16 protein-coding genes and 1 pseudogene are annotated in these 23769 nt (G+C 71.5%); 10 read left to right on the forward strand and 7 right to left on the reverse strand.

Annotation, left to right across the window (positions count from 1 at the left end):
- Positions 1 to 7: 7 nt before the first annotated feature.
- Both ACFY0P_RS08990 and ACFY0P_RS08995 read left to right on the forward strand, forming a co-directional pair.
- Complete coding sequence (locus ACFY0P_RS08990; RefSeq protein WP_388908961.1) at positions 8 to 862, forward strand: carbohydrate ABC transporter permease; 855 nt, start codon at positions 8 to 10, stop codon at positions 860 to 862.
- Entirely contained in the window at positions 859 to 2244 is a 1386-nt protein-coding gene (locus ACFY0P_RS08995; RefSeq protein WP_388908963.1) for a glycoside hydrolase family 32 protein, read from the forward strand. The genes ACFY0P_RS08990 and ACFY0P_RS08995 overlap by 4 nt, the downstream gene beginning before the upstream one ends.
- Here the strand turns inward: ACFY0P_RS08995 and ACFY0P_RS09000 are convergent.
- Positions 2207 to 3271: a LacI family DNA-binding transcriptional regulator gene (locus ACFY0P_RS09000; RefSeq protein ID WP_388910063.1), complete on the reverse strand. Its 1065-nt coding sequence runs from the start codon at positions 3269 to 3271 to the stop codon at positions 2207 to 2209. The two genes, ACFY0P_RS08995 and ACFY0P_RS09000, sit on opposite strands and share 38 nt — an antisense overlap.
- Positions 3272 to 3367: 96 nt before the next feature.
- Here ACFY0P_RS09000 and ACFY0P_RS09005 point away from each other — a divergent pair, with 96 nt between their 5' ends.
- From ACFY0P_RS09005 to ACFY0P_RS09025, 5 genes and pseudogenes are all read left to right on the forward strand, one after another.
- Positions 3368 to 3550 (forward strand): hypothetical protein, encoded by a 183-nt coding sequence (locus ACFY0P_RS09005; protein WP_388908965.1) that lies wholly within the window; start codon positions 3368 to 3370, stop codon positions 3548 to 3550.
- 310 nt (positions 3551 to 3860) lie between these two features.
- A complete protein-coding gene (locus ACFY0P_RS09010) occupies positions 3861 to 4283 on the forward strand; it encodes a hypothetical protein (RefSeq protein ID WP_388908967.1) in 423 nt (140 codons plus the stop codon).
- Positions 4284 to 4417: 134 nt separating this feature from the next.
- On the forward strand, positions 4418 to 5542 hold the full coding sequence (locus tag ACFY0P_RS09015) for a PLP-dependent cysteine synthase family protein (protein WP_388908969.1): 1125 nt from the start codon (positions 4418 to 4420) through the stop codon (positions 5540 to 5542).
- The gene (locus ACFY0P_RS09020) at positions 5539 to 6786 is read left to right on the forward strand and encodes an MDR family MFS transporter (protein ID WP_388908971.1); all 1248 of its coding nucleotides are present in this window, start codon (positions 5539 to 5541) and stop codon (positions 6784 to 6786) included. The genes ACFY0P_RS09015 and ACFY0P_RS09020 overlap by 4 nt, the downstream gene beginning before the upstream one ends.
- Positions 6787 to 6937: 151 nt before the next feature.
- Positions 6938 to 7036, forward strand: a pseudogene (locus tag ACFY0P_RS09025) (transcriptional regulator); the annotation flags it as partial.
- 410 nt (positions 7037 to 7446) lie between these two features.
- On the opposite strand, the gene ACFY0P_RS09030 reads toward ACFY0P_RS09025, so the two are convergent.
- Positions 7447 to 9138, reverse strand: a complete 1692-nt coding sequence (locus ACFY0P_RS09030) for an acetolactate synthase large subunit (protein ID WP_388908973.1) — start codon at positions 9136 to 9138, stop codon at positions 7447 to 7449.
- Positions 9139 to 9349: 211 nt separating this feature from the next.
- On the opposite strand from ACFY0P_RS09030, the gene ACFY0P_RS09035 reads away from it, so the two are divergent.
- Positions 9350 to 10087, forward strand: coding sequence for a flavodoxin family protein (locus ACFY0P_RS09035; protein WP_388908975.1), 738 nt, complete (start codon positions 9350 to 9352; stop codon positions 10085 to 10087).
- A 110-nt stretch (positions 10088 to 10197) separates the two neighbouring features.
- On the opposite strand, the gene ACFY0P_RS09040 is transcribed toward ACFY0P_RS09035, so the two are convergent.
- The 3 genes from ACFY0P_RS09040 to ACFY0P_RS09050 all read right to left on the reverse strand — a co-directional run bounded on the left by ACFY0P_RS09040 (position 10198) and on the right by ACFY0P_RS09050 (position 15740).
- A complete protein-coding gene (locus tag ACFY0P_RS09040) occupies positions 10198 to 10968 on the reverse strand; it encodes a calcium-binding protein (protein WP_388908977.1) in 771 nt (256 codons plus the stop codon).
- Positions 10969 to 11114: 146 nt separating this feature from the next.
- Positions 11115 to 11894, reverse strand: a complete 780-nt coding sequence (locus tag ACFY0P_RS09045) for a polysaccharide deacetylase family protein (protein WP_388908979.1) — start codon at positions 11892 to 11894, stop codon at positions 11115 to 11117.
- A 231-nt stretch (positions 11895 to 12125) separates the two neighbouring features.
- Entirely contained in the window at positions 12126 to 15740 is a 3615-nt protein-coding gene (locus ACFY0P_RS09050; RefSeq protein ID WP_388908981.1) for a carboxypeptidase regulatory-like domain-containing protein, read from the reverse strand.
- Positions 15741 to 16797: 1057 nt separating this feature from the next.
- On the opposite strand from ACFY0P_RS09050, the gene ACFY0P_RS09055 reads away from it, so the two are divergent.
- Positions 16798 to 18807, forward strand: a complete 2010-nt coding sequence (locus ACFY0P_RS09055; protein WP_388908983.1) for a YncE family protein — start codon at positions 16798 to 16800, stop codon at positions 18805 to 18807.
- Between the two features lie 376 nt (positions 18808 to 19183).
- Here ACFY0P_RS09055 and ACFY0P_RS09060 read toward each other — a convergent pair whose 3' ends face one another.
- Both ACFY0P_RS09060 and ACFY0P_RS09065 read right to left on the reverse strand, forming a co-directional pair.
- Positions 19184 to 20986, reverse strand: a complete 1803-nt coding sequence (locus ACFY0P_RS09060) for a sigma-70 family RNA polymerase sigma factor (protein ID WP_388908985.1) — start codon at positions 20984 to 20986, stop codon at positions 19184 to 19186.
- Positions 20987 to 21161: 175 nt separating this feature from the next.
- Positions 21162 to 23114, reverse strand: coding sequence for an autotransporter (locus ACFY0P_RS09065; protein WP_388908987.1), 1953 nt, complete (start codon positions 23112 to 23114; stop codon positions 21162 to 21164).
- 359 nt (positions 23115 to 23473) lie between these two features.
- Here ACFY0P_RS09065 and ACFY0P_RS09070 point away from each other — a divergent pair, with 359 nt between their 5' ends.
- On the forward strand, positions 23474 to 23644 hold the full coding sequence (locus tag ACFY0P_RS09070) for a hypothetical protein (RefSeq protein ID WP_388908989.1): 171 nt from the start codon (positions 23474 to 23476) through the stop codon (positions 23642 to 23644).
- Positions 23645 to 23769: the final 125 nt, after the last annotated feature.

Here is a 23769-nt window from a genome sequence, read left to right on the forward strand (position 1 = left end):
GAGTCCCTTGAGCCAAGCAAGTCCGTCCCTGAGCCGCGCCCGGTACTCGCTCGGACCGTGGGCACGCATCGCCGCGCTGACCGGGTGCGCGCTGCTGACGCTCGGCCCGGTCATCTGGACCGTGTCGACCTCGCTGCGCACCCCGGCCCAGTCCTTCGACCTGCCCCCGGAGATCATCCCGGCCCATCCCACGACCGCGGCGTACCGCGGCGTGTTCGACCAGCTCGACGTGTGGCTGCTCGCCCTCAACTCCACGCTGGTCACCGCCCTGATCGCGGCAGGCCAGATGATCACTGCGGGCCTTGCCGGGTACGCCTTCGCGCGCCTCGAATTCCGTTTCAAGAAAGCCCTGTTCGGCCTGGTGCTGGCCACCATGATGGTGCCGTTGCAGGTCACCGTCGTGCCGGTGTTCCTGGTCCTGAAGTCGATGGGCCTGACCGACACCCTGCTCGGCCTGATCATCCCGGCCTTCCCGACCGCCTTCGGCACCTTCCTGATGCGCCAGTACTTCCTGGGCATGCCCAAGGACCTCGGCGAGGCGGCCATGCTGGACGGCGCCGCGCCCTGGCGGATCTTCCGCTCCGTCTACGCGCCGCTGGCCGCGCCCGGCCTCGCGATCGTCGGCGTACTCGCCTTCAACTACCACTGGAACGAGTTCTTCCGGCCGCTGATCCTCGAAACGTCCGGCCAGAACTACACGTTGCCCCTGGGCCTCGTCTCCCTCCAGGGCAACCTCGGCACCGGCTCCATCTCCGTCGTCCTCGCCGGAGTCGTCCTCTCCATGCTCCCCGCCGTCGCCGTGTTCGTCGTCGGCCAGCGCCCTCTGCGCGAGGGCATCACGTCCGCAGGAGTCAACCGTTGAACCACGACCCCAACGCACCGCGTTTCAGGGTCCGTCCGCCCGCGAACTGGATCAACGACCCCAACGGGCCGTTCCGTTGGCGGGACCGCTATCACCTCTTCTACCAGCACAACCCCGACGCCCCGGTGCACGCGAACATCCACTGGGGCCACGTCTCCAGCCCCGACCTGGCGCACTGGGAGCACCACCCGATCGCGCTCACCCCGACACCCGGCGGCCCGGACGAGGCCGGCTGCTGGTCCGGCTGCGTCGTCGACGACGACGGTGTGCCGACCGCCGTGTACACCGGCGTCGACCGCCACCACACCGGCCTTGGCACCGTCTGCCTGGCCCGGGCCGTGGTTCCGGACGACGAGACGCTCACCGACTGGAAGCCGCTGCCGACGCCCGTGGTGAGCGGCCCACCGGCCGACCTGGACCTGGTGATGTTCCGCGACCCGTTCGTGTTCACCGCCGACGGCCGACGGTGGGCACTGGTCGGTGCGGGGCACGCCGACGGCACGCCGTCGGTCCTGCTGTACGACTGCGCCGACCTGTCCGACTGGCGGTTCGCCGGCGTGCTGCTCGACGGCAACGACCCGGTGGCCGCGGACCTGTTCGGTGATCGGGCCGTCGGCTGGGAATGCCCGCAGCTGTACGCGACGGCCGGTGGGGAGTGGGTGCTCGTGCTGTCGCTGTGGGACGGCGCCCCGTGGACCACGGGTTACCTGACGGGCGGTCTGCACCCCTGCGACGGCGCCGGGTTGCGCTTCGCGGCACGGACCGGCGGCCGGCTCGACCACGGGCGGGACTTCTACGCGCCCGCCGTGCTCCAGGAGCCGGACCGGGCCCTGCTGTGGGGCTGGTCCTGGGAAGCGCGCGAGCAGGGCGAGGTGGATCTCGCCGGGTGGGCCGGCGTCCTCAGCGCGCCCAGGGAGGTGGATGTACACCCTGACGGCGCGCTGCGCGTCGTACCGGCGCGGGAGCTCGAACTGCTGCGTGCGCCGGAGCCGTTCGTCACGGAGCCGGGTGGCCGGGTGTCGCTTCCGCGGTCGTACGACCTGGCCGTCACGGCACACGGGCCCACCACCGTGAGCCTGCTGCGGTCCGCCTCGGGTGCGGAGGTGGCGGTGCGGCTGGACCCGGACGCGGGCACCGTGACACTGGATCGCGGGGCCCGGCCGCGCACGTCCGCCGACGAGTCGGCGCCGGTGGTGGTGCGGGCGCCGGGCAAGAAGCTGCGGGTGCTCGTCGACGGTTCGTTGGTCGAGGTGTTCGTCGACGACCGGGCCACGATCACCGAGCGCGTCTACCTGCGCCCCGGCGACGCGCCCGCGCTCGTCGTGTCGGGGGCGGCGACGGCCGTCACGGGGTGGGAGCTGGTCCCACGGACGCCCGGCTGATCACCGGGCAGGCGATGCGCCGTGCGGTGGCGGGCGGGGTGCGGCCGGTGTCGATGGAGTCGAGGAGGAGCCGGGCCGCGGCCTCGCCCATCGCGCGGTGCGGCAGCGCGACCGTGGTGAGGGGCGGGGTGAGGAACTCGGCCATGTGCTCCTGGTCGTCGTAGCCGACCACCGAGAGGTCGGCGGGGACGGCGATGCCAAGGCGGGTCGCGGCGTGCAGAACGCCCGCCGCGACCCGGTCGTTGTAGCAGAAGATCCCGGTCGGGCGGCGTTCGGCGGGGACCCCGTCGAGGCTCCGCAGCGCGCCCTCGTACCCGCCGGAGATCTCGCCCCCGGTGCGCAGGACCCATTCCTTCGGAACCGTGATCCCCTCGGCGCGCAGGGCGTCCCGGAACCCGCGCAGCCGCTCGACGGACGCGATGTCGTCCTGGCCACCGACCATGGCGACCCGGCGGTGTCCCTCCTCCAGCAGCAGCCGGGCGGCCGTGCGCCCTCCAGCGCGTTCGGCGGGGACGACGGAGGGCAGTGAGTCGTCCTCCGGCAGGCAGTTGGCGAGGACGGAATGGGTGCGATGCAGGCCCTCGGGGACGCGGACCCGTCGGAGCGACATGGCGGCGTAGATGATGCCGTCCACGCGGCGGTCGAGCAGTTCGGCGACGGCCGCGTCCTCCTTGGCCGGGTCGCCGCCGGAGTCCACGGTCAGGACGAGGTGATCGTTGTCCCAGGCGGTCTCCATCGCGCCGCGCAGCAGCCGGCCCGCGAAGGGCGTGGACGCTATCTCGTCGGTGACCAGGCCGATCACGGCGGTACGGCGGCGGCGCAGGCCGCGGGCGACGGGGTCGGGGCGGTATCCGAGCTGTTCGGCTGCTCGGCGGATGCGTTCCTGGGTGGCGGGCGAGAGGTTGCCCTCGGCGCGCCCGTTGAACACGAAGGAGACAGCGGTGTGGGACACGCCGGCGATCCGGGCGACGTCGCGTGACGTGGGACGCCCGGACCCCTTCGCCTGCTTCTCCTCGGTGCCGCCCATGCCGTGCGCCGCCCTCATCCCCGCCCGTCCGATTGATCACTGCTCACCCTATCCGTGACGCTCGGTGTACGACACGGCCGAGGGCAAGGTCCCGTGGTGATCAGCGGCCCGACGCACACTCGACGAGCGATCCCCGCCATCGGCCTGGCCGCCCGGCCGCGACGCACGACGTGCGGTGTGCACCTCGCCGGCGACACCACGCTCCTCGGAGTGCGCGGCACGGCCCAGCGCGATGACGTCCGGCGCGTGCACGAACGGTCGTACCCGGTGGGCCGCTGACGACTGCTCGCGACACCTGCCGCCGTCCTCTCCGTACTGATCGCCGGTCCCGGCACCGACGTCGCCCACGCCGACACCGGTACGGCCCTGTACGCAGACAATGCCGCCGCCGGGTGCGTAATCCACGCCGCCGGCACCTCGGGAACCGGGCGGCCGGCGTCGGCGGCCCGGTGCAGGAGGTCGGAGACCGAGTCGGTGGCTGGTCGAGGGCCGCCCGGTACGGCGCCGACTTGGAGCCGAAGTTCTGGAGGGCGACCGGCTCGGCGACGTTGGACCTGCCGCTCCGTAATCGATCGACTACGATCCGTATGTGATCCGTACGATGGTCGGCAGGCGCGCTCAGCATCGCCCCCTGCCGACCGTCCTGCTCCTCGGGCTGATCCTGCTGGTGGCGTCCCACCTGGTGGGCGCCCTGCACGGGCCTGCGTTCCTCGGCCCGCACCAGCCGATCACCACCACGCACGTCATGGTGTCGACGGCCAAGGAGCAGACGGCGTCCGACCCCGATCACGGTCGCCGTCACGGCGACGCATCCGACGACACCTTGCAGCACGCGGTCGACCGCGTCCGGGACTCCGCCGACCTTCCGGCCCACGCCCCGCAGCTCCTCGAACCGGTCGTCGACCGCCCCGACACGCACCCCTGGCTCGGCCGCGCCGGTCCGACGGACAGTGATCCCGCACCGGACGGCGGCAGATCCGCGTGCGTACGGCACTGCCTCTGGCGGCAATAGGCACGCCCCGCACGCCGTTCCGACCGGTTCCGCGCCCCCGCAGGCGCCGGATCGCGGCTCGGCGTGCCCGCGCGCCCCCCGCACCGCCTGCACCGCGCCCGCCCGAGAGACGGGTGCGAAGGAGCCGTACGACCATGGATCTTTCCCTGCTCGAATCCGCCCTGCCCATCAGGGCCACCACCCCCGTCCCGCTGCTCGCCCGCCGCCCCGCCGACCTGGTCGGCAACACACCCGCGCTGTGGATCGAGAAGCCGTTCGCCCCGCCGGGACGCGGCTTCTACGCCAAGCTGGAAGGCACCAATCCCGGCGGCATCAAGGACCGCCCCGGCCTGCACATGGTCCGCGAAGCGCGTCGGCGCGGCGAACTCCTGCCCGGCGCTCCCGTCGTCGAGTCGTCCAGCGGCACCCTCGGCCTGGGCCTCGTCCTGGCCGGACTGACCTACGGCCATCCGGTCACCGTCGTCACCGACCCCGGCATGGAGCCGTCGATGGTCCGGCTGCTCACCTCCCTGGGCGCGCACGTCGACCAGGTGGCCGCACCGCATGCCGACGGCGGCTGGCAGCAGGCCCGCCGCGAGCGCGTGGCCGAGCTCCTGGACCGGGCCCCCGACGCCTACTGCCCGGACCAGTACCACAACCCCGACAACAGGGCCGCCTACCGGCCACTGGCCGCCGAACTCGTCGCCCAGATCGGCCGGATCGACGTCCTGGTGGCCGCCGTGGGCACGGGCGGGCATTCGGCCGGGGTCGCGGCGGAGCTGCGTGAGTCCTTCCCCGAGCTGCGGCTCATCGGCGTGGACGCGACCGGCTCGACGATCTTCGGACAGCCCGCGCGCCCGCGCCTCATGCGCGGGCTCGGCTCCAGCATCCATCCCGCCAACGTCGACTACGGCGCCTTCACCGAGGTCCACTGGGTGGGCCCGGCCGAGGCGGTGTGGGCCTGCCGGCAACTGGCCCGCCTGCACTACGCGTCCGGAGGCTGGAGCGTCGGGGCGGTGGCGCTGGTGGCCGGGTGGGCGGCACGGACGTACCCCCTCGGGACGCGCATCGCCGCGATCTTCCCCGACGGCCCGCACCGCTACCTGGAGACCGTCTACAACGACGCCTGGTGCCGTGAGCACCGACTGCTCGGCCTGGAACCGCCGGCGGAGCCGCACGAGATCGCCGAGCCGGACGAGTGCGAGGTGACGGCATGGACGCGGTGCAGCCAGGTCCGTGATCCGCTCGGGCGCGACGTGCCGAAGGCGGGCGTGCGATGAGGGGGCTGCGGGCCCAGGTGGCCTCCTTCGACCGGCCGGCCCGGCTGCTGATGGTGAACCAGTTCGCCATCAACCTCGGCTTCTACATGCTGATGCCCTACCTCGCCGACCACCTCGCCCACGGTCTCGGCCTGGCCGCCTGGGCCGTCGGCCTGGTGCTGGGCGTGCGCAACCTCTCCCAGCAGGGCATGTTCCTGGTCGGCGGCACCCTCGCCGACCGGTACGGCTGCAAGCCGATGATCCTGGCCGGGTGCGTGCTGCGGACGGTCGCCTTCGCACTGCTCGCGGTGGCGGGCAGCCTGCCCGCGCTGATCACGGCCTCCGCGCTCACGGGTCTGGCGGGCGCGCTGTTCAACCCGGCCGTACGGGCGTACCTGGCGGCGGACGCGGGCGAGGAACGGCGGGTGGAGGCGTTCGCCGCCTTCAACGTCTTCTACCAGGCCGGAGTCCTGGTCGGCCCGCTCGCCGGACTCGCCCTGCTGACCTGGGACTTCGGTGCGGTGTGCGCGGTCGCCGCGCTCATCTTCGGGGCGCTGGCCGTACTCCAGGCCCGCGCCCTGCCCGCACGCCCCCCGGCCGACCGGGGTGCCGAGCCCGCCTGGCGGACGGTGGCCACCGACTGGCGTGCCGTCGCCGCAAACCGGCCGTTCCTCCTCTTCGCCACCGCGATGAGCGGCTCGTACCTCCTGGCCTTCCAGGTCTACCTGGCGCTTCCGCTCCGCGCCCGTGAACTCTTCGGGGAGCGGACCGGGGTGGTGACCGGAGCGGTCTTCGCCGTCTCGGCACTGGCCGCGCTCTCGGGCCAGCTGAAACTGACGGCCTGGGCGAAGCGGAACCTGCCCGGGCCGAGGGCGATCGTGTGCGGGCTGGCGGTGATGGGGGCGGCTTTCCTGCCGATGCTGCCCGGCGCCCACGCCGCCGTGGCCGGCGTGGGCGCCCTGACGGTGTGCGCGGCGCTGCTGGCCTGGGGCGGCGCGCTGCTCTATCCGTTCGAGATGGACACCGTGGTACGTCTGTCCGGTGACCGGCTGGTCGCGACGTACTACGGCGCCTACAACACCGCCTCCGGCATCGCGATCTCCGTCGGCAACCTCGCCGTCGGCGCACTGTTCGACACCGATGTGCGCTGGCTGCCTTGGGCGGTGCTGGGCGCCACCGGATTCGTGTGCGCGGCGCTGGTGGCGCAGCTGCACCGAGCCGGGCATCTCACCTCGGCGCCCGCCGCGGTGGCCGTTCCTGCGTGAGGTTCGGCGGGCCCCGGCCGCCTCCACGGTGGCCGGGGCACCTGCGCGAGACGCTGACGGGCCGGTTCCTCGCCCTCCGGGGGTCAGTGCGCGTGCGGGCTGTCGGCGAGGCGGTCGTGGCTGTGCCGCCGGCCGGTCGGGACGCGTACGGGCCGAGCGCTGCGAGGCGTCCCGGACGGCGGTGAGCCAGCATCAGGCGAAGCTGCGGCTCGCGGGGCTGGTGCGGACGCGACGCGAGGAGCGGTACATCGTCCTTGTCGAGGTCGACGGGCGGGGTGGCCTTGTACCCGAGCTGGTCCCCGGACGGCGCCACGCGCTGGTCCTTCTTCGCGGCCGAGGGTGCCGCTCCCCCGTTCGTGGATGCGAGGGATCAAGCCGCCTGATCCTCCCCCGGTTGGCGACCCAAACCCCAGGCCACTGACCTGGGGTTTCTCTCTGGAGCGGGTGACGAGAGTCGAACTCGCGCTCTCGGCTTGGGAAGCGATGGCGCTTGACGGGCCAGACGGCCTCTGGGCTGGCCTCAAGCGCCCTGGCACAGCAGTCGGCCGGACGGGGTCGCACCGCTGGTGACCGTGGTTGACCGCTCTTGAGGGGACGCTACGGGCAGGCGGTCCGGACAGTCCTTCCCGATGCCGGCCCGGAGGCTCTGGGGCTGTCGGGTCAGAACGGGCCGTGGAGGCTGCCCAGTCTGTCGGTCAGGCGCAGGTTCTCGGAGTAGTCGACGGGGCAGGCGATCACGGAGACCGAGTTGTCGTCGAGGGCGCGGCGCAGTGCGGGCAGCAGTTGGTCGGCGGTCTCGATCACGTAGCCGCGTGCGCCGAAGCTTTCGGCGTAGGCGACCAGGTCCGGGTTGGTGAACCGGGTGTGGCTGTGGCGGCCGAGTTCGAGTTCCATCTTCCAGGTGATCAGGCCGTATTCCTCGTCCATCAGGACCAGGACGACCAGCGGCACGCGTTCACGGACGGCCGTCTCCAGTTCCTGGGAGTTCATCAGGAACGAGCCGTCCCCCATCATCGCCAGGACGCGCCGGTCCGGCCGGGCCAGCTTGGCGGCGATGGCACCCGGCAGTGCGAACCCCATCGTGGACAGGCCGTTGGAGACCAGGCAGGTGTCCGGTTCGTAGGTGGGGTAGAGACGGGACATCCACATCTTTCCGGCGCCGGTGTCGGCGAGCACGATGTCGTGGCGGTCCAGCGCGGTGCGCACATCGGTCACGACGCGCTGCGGCACCAGGGGAAACGCGTCGTTGTCACGTCCGTACTGCAGCTCTTCGTCGAGCAGGGTGCGGATCTTCTCGCTGCTTCCCGAATCGTAGGTGAGTCCCTCGGGCAGTGCCGCCGCGAGCGCGTCCAGCGCCTGTGAGAGGTCGCTTTCGACACCCACGGTGACCGGGTAGTGGGCGTCCACCTCGGCGGGGAAGCGGTGGACGTGAACGATCCGCTTGTCGCCGTTCGGGTTGATCTTGGCCGGGTCGAACTCCTGGATCTCGTAGCCCACGCAGAGCAGCACATCGGCCGCGTCGAAGCCGAAGTTGCCGTAGTCGTGGCGCATGAAGCCGACCGCGCCGAGGGCGTTCGGATGGTCGTCGGGAAAGACGCCCTTGCCGTGGAAGGTGGTCGCGACCGGGATGTTCAGCCGTTCGGCGAACCGCACCAGGGCGGCCGAGGCCCCGGCTCGGGCGGCGCCGTGGCCTGCCAGCACGACCGGGTGCCGTGCGGCCGAAAGCACTTCGGCCGCCCGTGCGATCTGGGAGGGTGACGGCGCGTCCGCCTGCACCGTATCGATCTGCAGGGGTGCCAGCGGCCCGGCCGGACGCTCCGCTTCGACGTCCTCGGGGACCGCGAGGAACACGGCGCCGGGCCGTTCGCTCTGCGCCGTCTTGAACGCCTTGCGTGTCATCTCCGGCACCGCGTCCGGACACTCGACGCGGGCCGACCACTGGGTGACGGGAGCGAACATCGACACCAGGTCGATGACCTGGTGCGACTCCTTGTGGACGCGGCGCAGGGAGCCCTGGGCGGCCAGGGCCACCAGCGGCGCACTGTTCGTCATGGCGTCCGCGGTGCCGAGCAGCAGATTGATCGCGCCGGGCCCCAGCGTGGCCGAACACACACCGGCCCGGCCGGTCAGCCGCCCGTAGATCTCCGCCATGAACGAGGCGGCCTGTTCGTGACGCACCAGGACGTACCGGATCCCGGATCCGTCCAGCGCGTCGACGAAACGGATGTTCTCCTCACCGGGGATGCCGAAGACGTACTCCACGCCCTCGGCCCGCAGACAACGCACCAACAGGTGCGCGACGTCATCCACTGCTGCAGTGTCCCGCGACCCGGTCGCGGCATCGGTGCCCATGGGGCGACCGTAGGCACGCCCCGCCCGCCTCGGCCACCTGTCGGCCGCCGCCCGGGGACCGGTGACGGGTACCGACCCGTACCGGAGCTCACGCACCACCGAGGCCATTCGGAGGTGCTGTGGTGGCGCCGTCCGCGGTCGGCCCGCACGCTGGATCCGGATATGGACTCGCCGCCGGACACCGAGCGGCGGCAGGCTCAGGGAGGACCGTGTGACCACTTCGTCGCCCGCCACCGACACACCGCCGGCCCGGTACGACGACCTGCGGGCCCTGGTGATCAACTGCACCCTCAAACGGTCGCCCGGCACGAGCAACACGCAGGGGCTGATCGACCGCAGCACCGCCATCATGGACGCGCAGGGGGTACGAGTCGACGTCCTACGGGCAGTGGACCACGACATCGCCACCGGTGTGTGGCCCGACATGACGGAGCACGGCTGGGAGACGGACGCCTGGCCGGACCTGTACCGGCAGGTCCTGGCGGCCGACATCCTGGTACTGGCGGGTCCCATCTGGCTGGGTGACAACAGTTCCGTGATGAAGCGGGTGATCGAACGCCTCTACGCCTGCTCCAGCCTGCTCAACGAAGCAGGCCAGTACGCCTATTACGGCCGCGTCGGCGGCTGCCTGATCACCGGCAACGAGGACGGCGTCAAGCACTGCGCCATGAACGTCCTCTACAGCCTGCAACACCTCGGGTACACCATCCCGCCCCAGGCGGACGCCGGCTGGATCGGCGAGGCGGGCCCCGGACCGTCGTACCTCGATCCGGGCTCCGGCGGCCCGGAGAACGACTTCACCAACCGCAACACCACCTTCATGACCTGGAACCTGCTCCACCTGGCCCGGGCGCTGAAGGACCTGGGCGGCATCCCCGCCTACGGCAACCAGCGCACCGTCTGGGACGCCGGCTGCCGCCGCGACTACGAGAACCCCGAGCACCGGTAGCGAGACACAGGTGCGGGAGCGGCTGAAGCCCCTACTGGCTGTGGGGGCGACTGCGGTGCCGAAAGCCACCGCTCGTACCCGCACGCCGACACACCACCTCGACCCGCTGACTATCCGAGGGCGACGCCGTCGCCGTACGCCGTGGCGCCGGTCGTGGTGCTCGTGCCCGCGAACTTCCACCGCCACGTGCCGGAGGCGTTCGCGGTGACCGTTGTCTTCAGCTTGCCGCTGCTGTCGGTGGTCACGGTCTTGACGGTCGCGTATGTCGAGGAGCCGGACTTCTTGAACTGCAGGGCCACGGACTTGCCGGCGTACCCGGCGTAGACATTGGTGTCCCAGTTGGCCCGGGTGAGCGCACCGGTCACGGTGAGCCTGCCGCCCTTGGCGACCGGCTCGGGCCCGGCCTGGGTGTTCGCGAGCTTGGCGATCCGCTTCACTTCGAAGGGCGCGCTCTTCTGGATTTCGTAGTAGTCGCTGTCCTTGGCCGCGGCTTCGGCCCGGAAGTACCAGGTGCCGGCCGAGCTGTTCTTGAGGTCGTAGTAGCTGTCGACGAGGTCGGGGTCGAGGGTGTACTTGCCCGTGCACTTCATGGTTGTCGACGTCGGACGGCTGCAGGACACGGAGTTCGCGTAGAGGTAGCGGCCGTCGGAGCTGACCAGTTTGAAGCCGACTATTTCCTTGATCCCGGAGTTGTCCTTGGCGGTCGCCGTGATGCTCAGCGTCTGCGCCGCGCTGATTCCGACGTTGACGGTCTTCTTGCTGAAGGTCAGCGAGCTGAAGACGGTGTCGCCGGCGCTCGTGTCCGCATGGGCGGCGGGCGTGACGAACCCGATCAGCGCCAAAGTGCCGGCGATGGCGGCCGCGGCGGTACGCATACGCATGTTTCTCCAGGGGCGGTGAGCCGGATCTTGGTCCGGGCGTGTAGGAGACGACTGGAGGGAGCCCTTGGTTGTACGTGCCCGGGCGATGGTGGTCGGCTGCGTCGCGGCTCTTCGGGTCTGACGCGGTGTGTCCTTGCGCGAAGGGCTCAGCGTACCGGGAAGCCGAAAGAGTACCCCTGCTCCTTGAGGTGCGGGAGGATCCGGCGCAGGGCGGCCACGGTCTCGGAGCGGTCGCCGCCCGCGTCGTGGAAGAGAACGGTCGGCCCGTTGGGCAGTTCCCGCTCCACGGTGGCGACGATGGCGTCCGTGCCCGGCTGCTCGAAGTCCTTGGTGTCCACGTTCCAGCCCAGCGGACGCATGCCCCGGGAGGCGGCCAGCTTGCGGCTGTAGGGAGTGAAGGCACCTCCGGGCGCCCGGTAGTACATCGGCGCTACGCCCCCGGACGCTTCGGTGATCATGCGTTCGGCGTCGAGTATCTCCCGCGACTGGTAGGCCTCGGACTTCTTGTCCATGGTGGTGTCGTGCGACACCGAGTGGTCGCACAGCCGGTGCCCGGCCGCGACGACCTTCTTCACGAGGTCCGGGTGGGCCTGCGCCTGCGTCCCCACCATGCAGAACGTGGCCTTCACCCCGTACTCCCGCAGCACGTCGAGCACTTGAGGGGTCCACACGGGATCGGGGCCGTCGTCGATGGTGATGTTCACGCCGCGCGCCCCCTGGTCCGAGGCGTGCGCGATGGTCACCGAGACCGGCTTGACGGCACTGCGCAGCGTGGCGGACGCGCGCGTCTTCGCCTTCGGCGACGCGACGCCGACGGCACCGGCCTGCGCGGTCCATATCGAGGCACCGGCGGCGAACACCGTCACACCGAGCGCCGCACCGAGCACCTTGCCGTACCAGCCCCGCCCGCCGCCGTGCCGTGCCATGTCCGCCCCGCCCTTCCGCAGTTCCTCACCGGTCCTTGGTCATCTTGCGACCACATGACAGGACGAGGGGCGGCGGCCTGGCGATGCGTCCGTTACCGATCACGGACAATCCCGGGGGAGTTCGCGGACAACTCGGCGAGCGGCGGCCAGGAGCGTCGAGAAGAGCCGTCCGGACACGCTCGTTCGGAGCGCGGCCGGACGGCTTGTGCAGGACCGGCGTCAGCGCATGGGTCAGCCCACGGTCATCCGCACCGGGACCACCGGGTAGGTGTACGGCGTGTCCGTGCCGACGGCCAGCGCGGCCGTGTACGTCCCGGTCCGGTCGACAGCGGTGACGGACGCGTCGAGGCGGACGGTTACGGTCACGTGTGCGCCCGGGCGCAGCCGCACGGTGACGGGGGCGGCGGTGAGCCAGGGCACGTCGGCGGCCGGGACGCAGTCGTCGAGGCCCGGCAGCCGTTCGACGGCCGGGGTGGCGTCGAAGACGCTGCGGGCCCCGCCGACGTGGAAGAAGCCGCACGCGCCGCCGCCCCGGTAGAGGGCGTTGACGGAGGGCGGCAGGCCGGTCCAGGTGCGGGCGGCGGGGTCGTAGGCGAAGCCGCCGTCGGTGCGGCCCGCCATCAGGTCGCTGGTACCGCCGGAGACGAGGAACCGTCCGTCGACGGCGGTGTAGGCGGAGCCCCACAGGTCGGTCGGCAGGTCCGGGATCCGGGTCCAGTGGGCGGAAACGGGGTCGAAGACGTAGGCGTGCCGGGTGCCGCCGGTCGCCGTGTAGCCGCCCGCGCAGTACAACTGGCCGCCGACGGCCCCGCAGCCGAGCCAGGAGACGGGCTCCGGGTACGGCGTCGTGGTGCCCCACGTGTCGGTGGCCGGGTCGTAGACCTGGACCGTGGTGGTGCCGCAGCCGGACGAGCCGCAGCCGCCGACCAGGTACCACTTGCCGTCCAGCGTCGCCGAGCCGGCGGCGGCGTAGGGGGTGGCCGTCCGGGCGACGCTGGACCAGGTGTGGTGTTGCGGGTCGTAGACCTCGGTGGCGGCGACGGGGGCGCCGGTCGCGTCCCAGCCGCCGGTGACGTAGAGCTGCCCGCCGAGGAACGCGGCCTCGGGGGCCTCGCGCGGGGTGGCCGGGCCACCGGGGATCGCCGTCCAGGCGGCGGTGGCCGGGTCGTAGACGTTCCCGCCGTCCAGCAGGGAGGTCCCGTCGATGCCCCCGACCGAGTAGACCCGGCCGTCCGGGCCGGTCGCGACCGCGTTGTCCATGACGGCCGTCGGGTAGTCGGTGACCTCGGTCCAGGCGGAGGCCGCCGGAGCCGCCGCCTTGGTGCCGGATGCGGTGGTGGTGGACTTGGCCGCGGTCAGCGGCAGGGGGCTGTAGTCGCCGGGCACGTACTGCGCGGCGGGGTCGGTGACCGTCGCGGCCGGGATGTCACCGGACCGCTCGGTGAGCGTCACGGTCAGCGGTGCCGAGCCGGTGTTGCGCAGGGTGAGCCGTGCCGTCGCCGTCCGACCCCGGTGCACGGACTTGGTGACGGACGCCGGACCTACCGCCAACTGGCCTGCGCGCAGCACCGGTTGGAGGCGGCTCGCGTGGTCGGCCCGGACCCGGACCGCCCTGGTCGTCGTGGTGTAGTGGTCGGCGGCCGTGGTGATCCGCGGCCGGCCGGTCCCGGGGACGAAGAGTGCGTACGTGCCGTCCCCGGCCGTCGTCGCCGATGCGCCGCCGGGAGCGGTGACCGAGGCTCCGGGCACCGCCGCGCCGGTGTTCCGGTCCGTCACTGTGCCGTACAGCAGCCCGCCTGGGACCGGGGCACACCGCACGCCGCCGAAGGTGACGTCGTCGACCTGCCAGTAGTAGGCGTTGTGCGCGGTGTAGCGGAACCGCAGCCGTACGGCGGACTTCCCTGCCGCGTCCGGCAGGCTCAGCGCCTGGACGCCGGGTCCGGCGTTGACCGTGTCCCGGTGCCAGACCGTGGACCAGCTCCGGCCGCCGTCCGTGCTGAGGTCGACGTCCGCGCGGGAGTCGTCGGCGAACTTCTTGTAGTAGGTGGCGAAGCGGACCGCGGCCGTGTCGTAGCCGGTCAGGTCGAGTACGGGTGAGAGAAGCGAGGTGTTCTCGTCGTCGCCGTAGTGGTCGCTGTCGGCGACGGCGAAGCCGCCCGAGCCGCCGGTGAGGTTGTCGCGTGCGCCCGGGTCGTCGAAGACCCAGGTGTGTCCGGCGTCGGCGCCGGTGACGGTCCAGCCGTCCGGCGCCGCCGTGCCGTCGAAGGTCTGGCTGGGGTCGCTGAACGTCTGCCGGTAGCCGGGCGCCACGCAGGACGCGGCGTCGACCTGGACGGCGAAGTCCCGGTGGCCCGCTCCGGTCCCGGTCGTCACGTCGGCCGTCGTCACCTGGTAGCCGGTGTAGACGGGGTCGACCTGGAGGGTGAAGGCGCTGTTGGCCGGCAGCCGCAGGGTGTAGCGGCCGGTCGCCGGGTCGGTGTACGTCCGTGTCGACGGCTCGCCCGCGACCTGGACGCCCGCCGAGAGCGGCCAGCCGTGCCCGGAGCCGTCCCGGATCCGCCCGGTGTAGGTGACCAGCGGCTGCTCGGTGAGCGTGAAGTCGCGGCTCGCGGTCCGGCCGTCGCCGATCTCGACGCCGGCCGAGACGGCGCTGCCGTAGCCGAACCGCGCGGCCGTCACGTCGTACGTCCCCGCAGGCAGCGTCATGTCGTACCTGCCGTCGGCGGCGGTCGTCGCGGCGTTGGCGCCCGCCGTGACGCGGACGCCGGCGAGCCCGGTGCCGGTGTCCGGGTCGGTGACCTTGCCGGTCAGCTCGCCGTACGGGCCGGTGGTGAAGGCGGTGGTGCCGTCGGGGGTGCCGAGGCCGGTCGGGCCGTCCCAGCCGGTGCCGGAGGTGCACAGATAGGCGGTGTCGCAGGTGCCGTTGGTGCCGGTGGCCACGTCGTGGAGGGCTCCGGTGTGGGCGTACGGGTAGGCGTTGGGGTACGTCTTCGCACCCGGCCTCCCGGCGAGGGCGTAGGTGGCGGCGATGAGCGGGGCGGACGCGCTGGTGCCGCCGTACACGCCCCAGCCGCCGTCCTCGTACGTGTTGTAGACGCTGACGCCGGTCGCCGGGTCGGCCACCGCCGACACGTCGGCGACGGCGCGGTTCGCGCAGCCCCGGTCGGCCTGGAAGGAGGGCTTGGCCTGGTAGGCCGAGCAGCCGCTTCCCGCGCCGGTCCAGGCGGACTCGCTCCAGCCGCGGATCGCGGAGGTGTCCCGGGCGAGCGAGGTGCCGCCGACCGCCGTGACATAGGGGAGGGAGGCCGGGTAGCTGGTGCCGTAGCCGTTGTCGCCGGTGCTGAACGTGATGGCCACACCCGGGTGCCTGTAGTAGGCGTCGCCGGGCAGGTCGCCGATCGCGCTCTCGCTCGCACCCCAGCTGTTGGAGACGTACGCGGCGCCGAGCGCGACCGCCGTGTTCTCGGCCTCGCCGAGGCTGTCGATGCTCGCGTCGTCGGCCTCGACCAGCAGGATGGAGCACTGTGGGCAGGCGGCGCTGACCATGTCGAGGTCGAGGGCGATCTCCCCGGCCCAGCCCCCGTCGGGCTGCGGGTAGTCGGTGCCACCGCGCTGGTCGGCCTTGCGGAGGCAGCCGTTGGCAGTGGTGCAGGGCGGCAGGCCGAACTGACTGCGGTAGACGGCCAGATCGGCCTCGGCGTTCGGGTTGTCGTAGGCGTCGACGATCGCCACCGTGGCGCCGGCCCCGGCCGTGCCGGAGGGCAGATCGTAGGCGCTCTGGAGGTCGGCGGGGCCCAGCCCCGCCGGTGCCGCGAGGGACTGGAGGCCCTTGGCCTGCCGCCCCATGTCATCACGGGCGAGCGCGAAGCACGACGCCTCGCCGGGGCGACTCGGGCGCGCGCAGAGGGCACGAGTGCCGGGCGCAGCGGTCGTGTTCGTTGCCGTTGCCGATGGCGATGCCGTTGCCGATGTCGATGGCGATGGCGATGGCGTGGTGCCGGTGTCGGCCGCGGAAGACGGTGCCGCCAGGGTCAACGCCAGCAGGCTGGCCAGAACGGCGGGCAGTACCGCCAACCGCGCTCTGGGCTTTCTCATCCGGTCCGCTCTGGTCATCCGCGTTTCCCAGACCTTCCGTGGGGGAGAAGGAGCAAGGCCTGACCCAGCGTAGGACATGTGCATGTCACGTGTGTTTCCTGTGAAGCACGCTATGGGCACGCCCTGCAGAGGCACACCAAGGAAGGCTCAGGCCACGGTCCATGGCCTTGCACACCAGAACGGGCGCCCCGGCCGGATGATCTCTTGCTCCGTGGCCGCTCCGCACGCGTGACGCCCTCGTGCGGTCCCATCGACTCGGTGTGGCCGGCACCCGGACCCAGACCGGGTCCAAGACCGACCACTACGGCTCCGACGGCGACAACCCCGACCGGATCCAGGAGACCGGCACCACCCTCGCTCGCACCGTGCAGGGCAGCAGCGGCGGCCTCGACGCGGTCACCGGCGCCAGTGATGACACCGTCCCGCAGTTCACCGACATCCACGGCGACGTCATCGTGCAATTGCCGCTGGACACCTCCCAAGCGTTGACGGCGTTCGCATACGACGAATTCGGCAACCCCGAGGGTGACGCCGCTGCCACGCCACCCGCTGTGGCTGGATCGGCGCCAAGCAGCGCTCCGGCGAAACCGCCTGCCGAGTGCTCCGGACACCCATGGCCGGCCCCCGTTCCACGACCCGCTCGACCCCGATCGCAGCGACCCGAGTGCGCGCCTGCGTCAAAAGGTGCCCGGCTTCTGGGCGGCATGCAGTGGGACCTGCGGAAACTTGCGCAGGTGTGCCGTACAACCCTGAAGGGGCTCCAGGGGTCTTGTGGGCATCCTGTCTTCCTAGTGGGGGTTGCATCACTGTGCGTGTGCGCAGCATTTCGGCCGTAACAGCGCTCGCGGTCACTCTCGGTTCTGTCGCTCTGATCGGCTCGGCGGCGGGCTCTGCTGTCGCCGACAGCAGTGCCGCGCTGCCCCTCACGTCCAGCGGCGACATCATCGTGGACGGCGTTCACCAGCGGGTCTTCATCAGTGACCCGTCGGGAGGCAAGGTCGTCGCCACCGACTACAACGGCACCGTCCTCGGGACGATCACCTCACTGCCGCAGGCCGACGGCCTGGAGCTCTCCGCCGACTCGGCAACGGTCTACGTCGCCGTGCCGGGCGCCGATGAGATCGTGGCCATCGACACGGCGACGCTCACCGAGGCCGGGCGGTACGCGACGGGTGACGGCACAGATCCGCAGCACCTGGCGCTCGCCGGCGGCAAACTCTGGTTCGGCTATGGCAGCGTCGGCCACGGCAACATCGGCTCTCTCGACCTGTCCGGCGGCCAGCCGCAGGTTTCCCTCGCCCAGGAGGCCGAGGGGACGTGGAAGGACGCTCCCCTGCTGGACTCGGCACCCGGCGCTCCCGACACCCTGGCGGCCGGCTCGCGCCAGTACTACTTCACCCTCGGCATCTACGACGTGTCGTCCGGCACGGCCGACCGGACCGCGTTCCTCGGCGGCCAGGACGCCGCCATCGGCAACACCGCGGAGGACCTGGCGCTCACCCCGGACGGCACAGAACTCGTGGTGGCCACCTCGGCAGGCGACTTCCAGCAGGTCTTCCGGACCTCGGACCTGTCGCAGACCATCAGGTATCCGAGCGGCTACTCGGCACAACGGTCGGTGGATGTCGCGCCGGACGGCCTCGTCGCGGTGGGCACGGACACCTACGCCAACTTCTCCCCCCATGTGTCCGTCTACAAGCCGGGCGGCACGACCCCGAGGCGGACCGCCAATTTCACCGACGAACAGGGTGGGGTCTCCCAAGAGGCCCTGCTCGACCACGGCGACCTCGCCTTCGCACCCGACAGCAGCCGGCTCTTCGCGGTCACACACGGTCTCTCCAACAGGTACAGCCTGCGCGTCGTCACCGAGCCCGCAAAGGCCGTCACCACCGTCACGGTGAACGCCCCGGAGACCGCCGCCCGAGCCAAGTCGCTGACCGTCTCCGGCCAGGTCACGAACACGCTCGGGCTGCCCGCGGGTGCCACTGTCGCGGTGATCCGGACGGACCTGGAGTCACCGAACGGCAAGGCACTCCCCGCCGCGCCGGTGAAGGCGGACGGGACCTTCTCCTTCACCGACATCCCGCCCGCGGGCAGCAAGGTCACGTACAAGGTCTCCTATGCCGGCGACGCCGATCGCACGGCTGCCTCCGCCTCCGACACCGTCGAGGTCTCCCGGAACGCGACGACCCTGACCGTGAACAAGAACGGCGCCGTCTACGACTACGCCAGTGACGTGACGTTCACCGCCCACCTCGGCACGACGTACAAGAACCGGACGCTCTCGCTCTACGCGGACACCGCGGGCGACGGCAAGGGCAAGTACCTGGTCAAGACCGGCACGGTCAACAGCAAGGGCAACCTGTCGGTGACCTTGCCCCTGAAGCGCGACACCACGGTGAGCGCGTCCTTCTCCGGCGACGCGCGGACCGCCCCGAAGACGGCCACGAGCCGGGTGGGCGCGAAGGTCAAGGTGTCGCTGAGCCTGAGCCGCTACTACAAGACGGCCAAGGTCAACGGGCACACCAAGTACTACTTCCGGAAGAAGACCAACCCGCTTCTCACGACCACGATGACGGCCTACCCCGGCCGCTCGCAGAAGCTGGAGTTCCAGATCTACTCCGCCGGGGCCTGGCGGTCGGCGGGGTACGACTACTTCAAGCTCGGCTCCACGGGCAAGTCAGTGGTGGAATTGCGTGGCACGCACCAGACCGGCTACTCGATGCGCGTGCGGTCGTCCTACATCGACAACTCCTCGAACGACACCGTGAACTCGACCACGCACGGCTCCTGGAAGTACTTCACCTTCACCAGCTGAGGCCGCCCCCAGGCCCGGTGCATCCGATGACGCGCCGGGCCTGGGGATACGTCTTCCTCAGGAGGCGCGATCGAGCCGAGTGTCACGCTCAAGGACACGATGGCGCGCACCGGCTACTCCTCGGAGCGGGCCGCGCTCAATCCTCGGTTCAAGGTCGGCTCGTCTCCTCAGCCCCGACGGGCAGCGGTGCCAACACGCCTTCGCGACGCGGAACAGGCGAGTCGCAGCAGCACGGCCGATCACCACGTCGCAGCGATCGCCAACTACGCGAGAGCACAGACACAAGCGGCCGCGGTCGCCGAACCGCACACCGGCTCCCACCAGGGCGGACAAGGTTTCGGCAAGGGCACCGCCCCGCCTGGGCAACCGCCCATGGTCAGGACACGGCGGAGCGCTGGGGCACGGTGCCCGCGTCGGTCGGCGTGGAGCGGGTGGTGTACTGCGGTACGGGGGCGTCGTCGCGGCCGGTGTCGCGCACGAGTCCGTACCGTTCGCGGTCGGCGGAGTGCGGGGCCGGGGGACTGGCGATGTCGTCGGCTGTCTGCTGCCAGGAGGAGGGCAGGACGTCGAGGTTGTAGTCGGCCTGGGTTTCGTTGAGGTGGAGTGTGACGCTGCCGTCGAGGTAGTAGTACTCGTTCTGCCACATCTGCTGGGCTCCCGGCGGCAGGGTGATCAGTCCTTGCTGCCGGTTGCCCATCCAGGTACCGCCGGCGGCCGCGCCCGGCTGACGGTCGTCCATGCGGTGGCCGCCGCCCGAGGCCACGTGGAACAGCCTTCCCCGCAGTCCGGTCCACGAGGGCATGGTCAGCAGCCCGGGGCGCAGCCCGTACATCACGTCCCAGTGGACGGTGAAGTAGCCCTTCCCGCGCAGTACCACCGTGTCCCCGCGGTGGACGAGCTGGTAGCCGTCCAGGTGTCTCTTCAGCCCCGTCATCGTCACCGTGGTCTGCGGGCGGTGGGGCAATGCGGCGGGCGGCCGGTCCGGCGGTGGCGCGCCGTCCACGGTGTCGACCACGGACCCGTACCGCGGCCGGGGCGAGGGACGCGGGACGGCCGAGCCCAGTACCGGTGCCGGCCGTGACGGTGATGCGGATACGGAGGCGGTGGGCGAGGGCGTGGGCGAGGGCGCGGGCGCCGGGCCGGAAGCCGTCGGGGCGGTGGCCGGACGCGCCGACGGGCTGGACCATGGGGCCGCGTACACGAGCACGCCACCGCCCACGGCGAGCAGCGCACTCGCCGCCACCACGGCCTTCGCGGTGAGGCTCGCCCCGGCGGTCCCTGCGGTCCCCGCGGTCCCCGCTGCCCCCGCCGTCGCGGAACCCCCGCTGCCTGAAGTGGCCGTGGTGCCGGCCTGGCCGGCCGCCGCGGCGTGCGTTCCTGCGGACAGCCACGGGCGCCAGGCCAGCAGTGCCGCCGGCACGGGCAGGAGGGCCAGGGACGCCAGCAGTCCTTCCGGGGCCAGCATGCCTTCCTCGTGGCGCACGCACCGCGGGCACTGCCGCACATGGCGGCCGAGGCGTTTGCGCCACAGGCCGCTGGGGGCCCCGTCCCAGTCCAGGGTCAGCCGGGTCAGTTCCCCGCAGGCGGGCCTCGCCGCGAGGGCTCGGACGATGACGCGGGAGGTGTGCAGGCGCTCCTTCATGCGTAGCACCCGTACAGCCGCTTGATGGCCGGTCATGTCCAGAGCGGAGGCGAGCTCGGCCCGGGCGAGCCGGCCGGCCGTCTCCAGCCACCACAGTGACAGCAGCTCCCGGTCGTCCTCGTCGAGCCAACGCGTCGCGCGCACGGACTCCTCGCGCTGGCCGGACAGCCGCAGGTCGAGGATGACCCCCTCGGCGAAGTCGGCGGCCGGGTCGGGCCGGTGCTCAGCCGCGTCGAACGCCGCTCCCGTCGTCTCCCTCCTGCCGCGCCTGCGGATGTGGTCGCGGACCTCGTTCACGGTGATGGTGATCACCCAGGACCGGAACGCCTCCGAGCGCTGCAGTCCCCCGATACCGCGCAGGATGCGCATCATCGTCTCCTGGACGATGTCGTCGACGTCGTCGCGGTACGGGTACGCACGCGCCGCGACGCTGTAGACCAGCGGAAGCGTCCGGGAGCTGAGCTCTTCCAGGGCGCCGCGATCGCCGGCCCGAGCCGCGGCTATCACGTCGGCCGCGGGCGCGGCATGCCTTGGCATCGGGTCTCCCTTCGACCTGACGCGGGTACGAGGCCCCGCTCGCGCCGACCGAGCCGGGGTGCGGGGCCCTCGGGCAATCGCCGTCGGTATCACACGCACCGTGGCAGGGAAGTCATCGTAAGGGGTGAGCGCCGACAGCCATGGGCGGGCCGGTGGAATCCGCGGCGGCCGGGGATCAGCGGGAGTGACGCGGGGACCTACGCGGACGCGAGCGGCCGCGCACGAAGACGAAGACCGCGGCGACGCCGGCGAGAACGACGCCCGCCAGTCCTGTGACGGCCCACGGCGCATCGAGGTTGCTGCCGGTGTCCGCCATGGTGCCGGTGTCCGCCGTGGTGCCGGTGTCGGCCATCGTGCCGGTGGAGGCGCCCAGGGGGGTGGCCGCTCGGCCGGTCCGGGCCGGGGTGGGCGCCGGTGTCGTCGCGGCGGAGGAGGGGAGAGCGGTGAGCACGGTGTGGGCGCCGGCCCGGCTGACGGAGAAGCGCGCCCTGCCGATGGCGAGACCGGTACCGGAGACTTTCGCGGTCGTCGAACCGATGGTCAGCTCAGGGGAGTTCCGGGAAAGAAGGATCTTCGCGCCCGTGACGACCCGCAGCCTGCGCAGGGTCGTGTCGCGTGCCTTGCTGAGATCCAGGACGGCCGAGGAACCGGTCAGAGCGACCGCGCTGGATGTACGCAGAGAGGTCCCGGAGACGATCAGGCTGCCTTTGGCCACGGTGGTGGCGCCGGTGTAGGCGGCGCTGGTGACGGTGGTGGCCGCGGATCCGCTCTGCGTCACCGATCCGGCACCGGTCACCGCCGGGAGGGTGGTGGGTGTCCTGGTGTTGCGGAGCACGAGTGAACCGTTGTCGATCACCTTGTCGAGGGCTCCGCCGGTGTGGAGGCTCCCGTCGCCGCCCGCGGCCCCGGAGCCGAGACGGAGGGTCGCGTTCCTGTCGATGGTGGTGGATCCGTCGTAGTACTGCGCTGCTGCGAAGGTCACGTCGTTGCCGCTGGTGCCGGCGATGACGACGTCCCCGGCGCCGGGAGCGCTGAGGGTGTCGTGATACATGCCGCCGCCGATGGGCGCGCCCAGGGTCACCGGTCCGTCGTAGTCGAAGGTGAGCCGGGAGCGCTGCCGTCTGGCGTGCAGGTTGATGTAGACCGTCTGCGCCGTGCCGGGCATGAAGATCTGGTGCGTGGTCCCGTCGCCCCACTGGACGTCGGCGCCCTCGATGTTGGTGCCACGTTTGTTCAGTTGGTGGGCCACGGGCCGCCAGTTCAGTCCGGGGTCGCTCAGCGACGGCGACGGCCCGTCGCCGCTGTCGCTCCAGCTGTAGACCCCGGTGAGGATCACCTTGCTGCCCGGGCGGGAGTGCACATTGACGTCGTTGCCGTACTCGTGGCTGTAGAAGTTCTGCCGCTCCACGACCGTGTGGTTGAGCGGGGTGTCGATGATCCATGAACCGCGGTTGACGACGGAGCGGGCGCCCGGCAGTTCGGCGGCACAGGTGGTGCTCGCGAAGTTGGCGACCGTGCCGTTGTCGAAGATGCCGGAGAACGGGTTGGTGCCGCAGATCTGGAGCGTCCCCCACATGTTCCGGGGCTGGGTGACCAGGCCGGAGCCGCTGATGACACCCAGGTTGAACAGCCGGGTCAGCGACAGACGCAGTGTGCCGTCCACCCGGATGTTGTCCTGGTTCTGCTGGTAACCGGGCGTGTTGTACGGGAAGGACCCGATCAGACCGGTCGTACCGCCGGTGCCGTACTGGAGGGTCGCCCCCGCATCCACGGTGACCGCGGGCTCGTCGGGACTGCCGACCACGACGTACGGGTGGTTGCCGCCCGGGATCCGGACCCTCTGGTGCCGCCGGGAGTGCGGCAGGGTGAAGGTGCTGTCCTTGGCGAGCACCAGCGTGCCGGTGCCGGACACGCGAAGGGCTCCTTCACCGCTGATCACACCGGTGTACGTGTGGGTTCCCCGCGGGACGCGCACGACCGCGTCACCGGTCAGGACGACATCACGGTTCGCCAGGACGGCCGAGGTGATGTCGCCGTCCGCGGCGACCGCGCTGCCCACCGCAACCACCGGTGTGACGGCTCCCGCGAGGAGAGCCGACGCCAGGACAAGGTGCCAAGATCGATTCATCGAGTCAGGGTGCTTCCTGAAGTGCTGGTGATCCTTACGGACGTGAAGACCGGTGGCCGGCCACCGGGATCTCAAAAACCCGGAGAAGTTCTCCGTTCCACCTACGTCGTCCGTCGGGGAGGACGAGGCGCCAGGGGCATTGAGGAGTTGCCCACCTGGCACACGGAAGGCATCGGGTCCTGGCGAGCGGTTCCCTTTCGTGCCGTGCACCGGTCGCCGGGAAAACAGCGTCGGGGCGGCAACCTTCTCGTCCTCTGCGGCAACTGGGAGCCGGAAGGCCGAGTCGAACTACCGGATGGACGGGCATGAGGGAAACGAAGCACGCCGCGCCGCAACCGTGGCGCGGGCGCGGACTGATCATGGGCATTCCCTTGGCGCTGCTGGACGTCGGTGTGCCGGCGTCCCGTCCCCCGGGGAGCGGAACCGGTGTCAGGATCACCGACATCCACGGGGAGCGGCTGACCGTCGACGGCACCGCCGTGCAGCCGGACGTCGCGCAGCCGACCGGCGTCCGGTTCACCCGGCCGTGACCAGCCCGCCGGTCAGCCTTCACCGCCCCGCAGCCGACCACGGCCGCTGTTCGAATCCCGGGCTGGGCACTGTTAGGCTGCGCTCCCCGTTGTTAAACGTGCAACCAACGCGCACATCATTGCCA

This window comes from Streptomyces sp. NPDC001714 (assembly GCF_042892755.1).
In the GTDB taxonomy this organism is placed as follows: domain Bacteria; phylum Actinomycetota; class Actinomycetes; order Streptomycetales; family Streptomycetaceae; genus Streptomyces.

What these genes read in the sequence shown, in the direction of transcription:
- ACFY0P_RS09000 (WP_388910063.1), bottom strand. Translation starts at nt 3,271, where the DNA reads ATGGGCGGCACCGAGGAGAAGCAGGCGAAGGGGTCCGGGCGTCCCACG.
- ACFY0P_RS09015 (WP_388908969.1), top strand. Translation starts at nt 4,418, where the DNA reads ATGGATCTTTCCCTGCTCGAATCCGCCCTGCCCATCAGGGCCACCACC.
- ACFY0P_RS09020 (WP_388908971.1), top strand. Translation starts at nt 5,539, where the DNA reads ATGAGGGGGCTGCGGGCCCAGGTGGCCTCCTTCGACCGGCCGGCCCGG.
- ACFY0P_RS09030 (WP_388908973.1), bottom strand. Translation starts at nt 9,138, where the DNA reads ATGGGCACCGATGCCGCGACCGGGTCGCGGGACACTGCAGCAGTGGAT.
- ACFY0P_RS09040 (WP_388908977.1), bottom strand. Translation starts at nt 10,968, where the DNA reads ATGCGTATGCGTACCGCCGCGGCCGCCATCGCCGGCACTTTGGCGCTG.
- ACFY0P_RS09045 (WP_388908979.1), bottom strand. Translation starts at nt 11,894, where the DNA reads ATGGCACGGCACGGCGGCGGGCGGGGCTGGTACGGCAAGGTGCTCGGT.
- ACFY0P_RS09050 (WP_388908981.1), bottom strand. Translation starts at nt 15,740, where the DNA reads ATGGGGCGGCAGGCCAAGGGCCTCCAGTCCCTCGCGGCACCGGCGGGG.
- ACFY0P_RS09060 (WP_388908985.1), bottom strand. Translation starts at nt 20,986, where the DNA reads ATGCCAAGGCATGCCGCGCCCGCGGCCGACGTGATAGCCGCGGCTCGG.
- ACFY0P_RS09065 (WP_388908987.1), bottom strand. Translation starts at nt 23,114, where the DNA reads ATGAATCGATCTTGGCACCTTGTCCTGGCGTCGGCTCTCCTCGCGGGA.
- ACFY0P_RS09070 (WP_388908989.1), top strand. Translation starts at nt 23,474, where the DNA reads ATGGGCATTCCCTTGGCGCTGCTGGACGTCGGTGTGCCGGCGTCCCGT.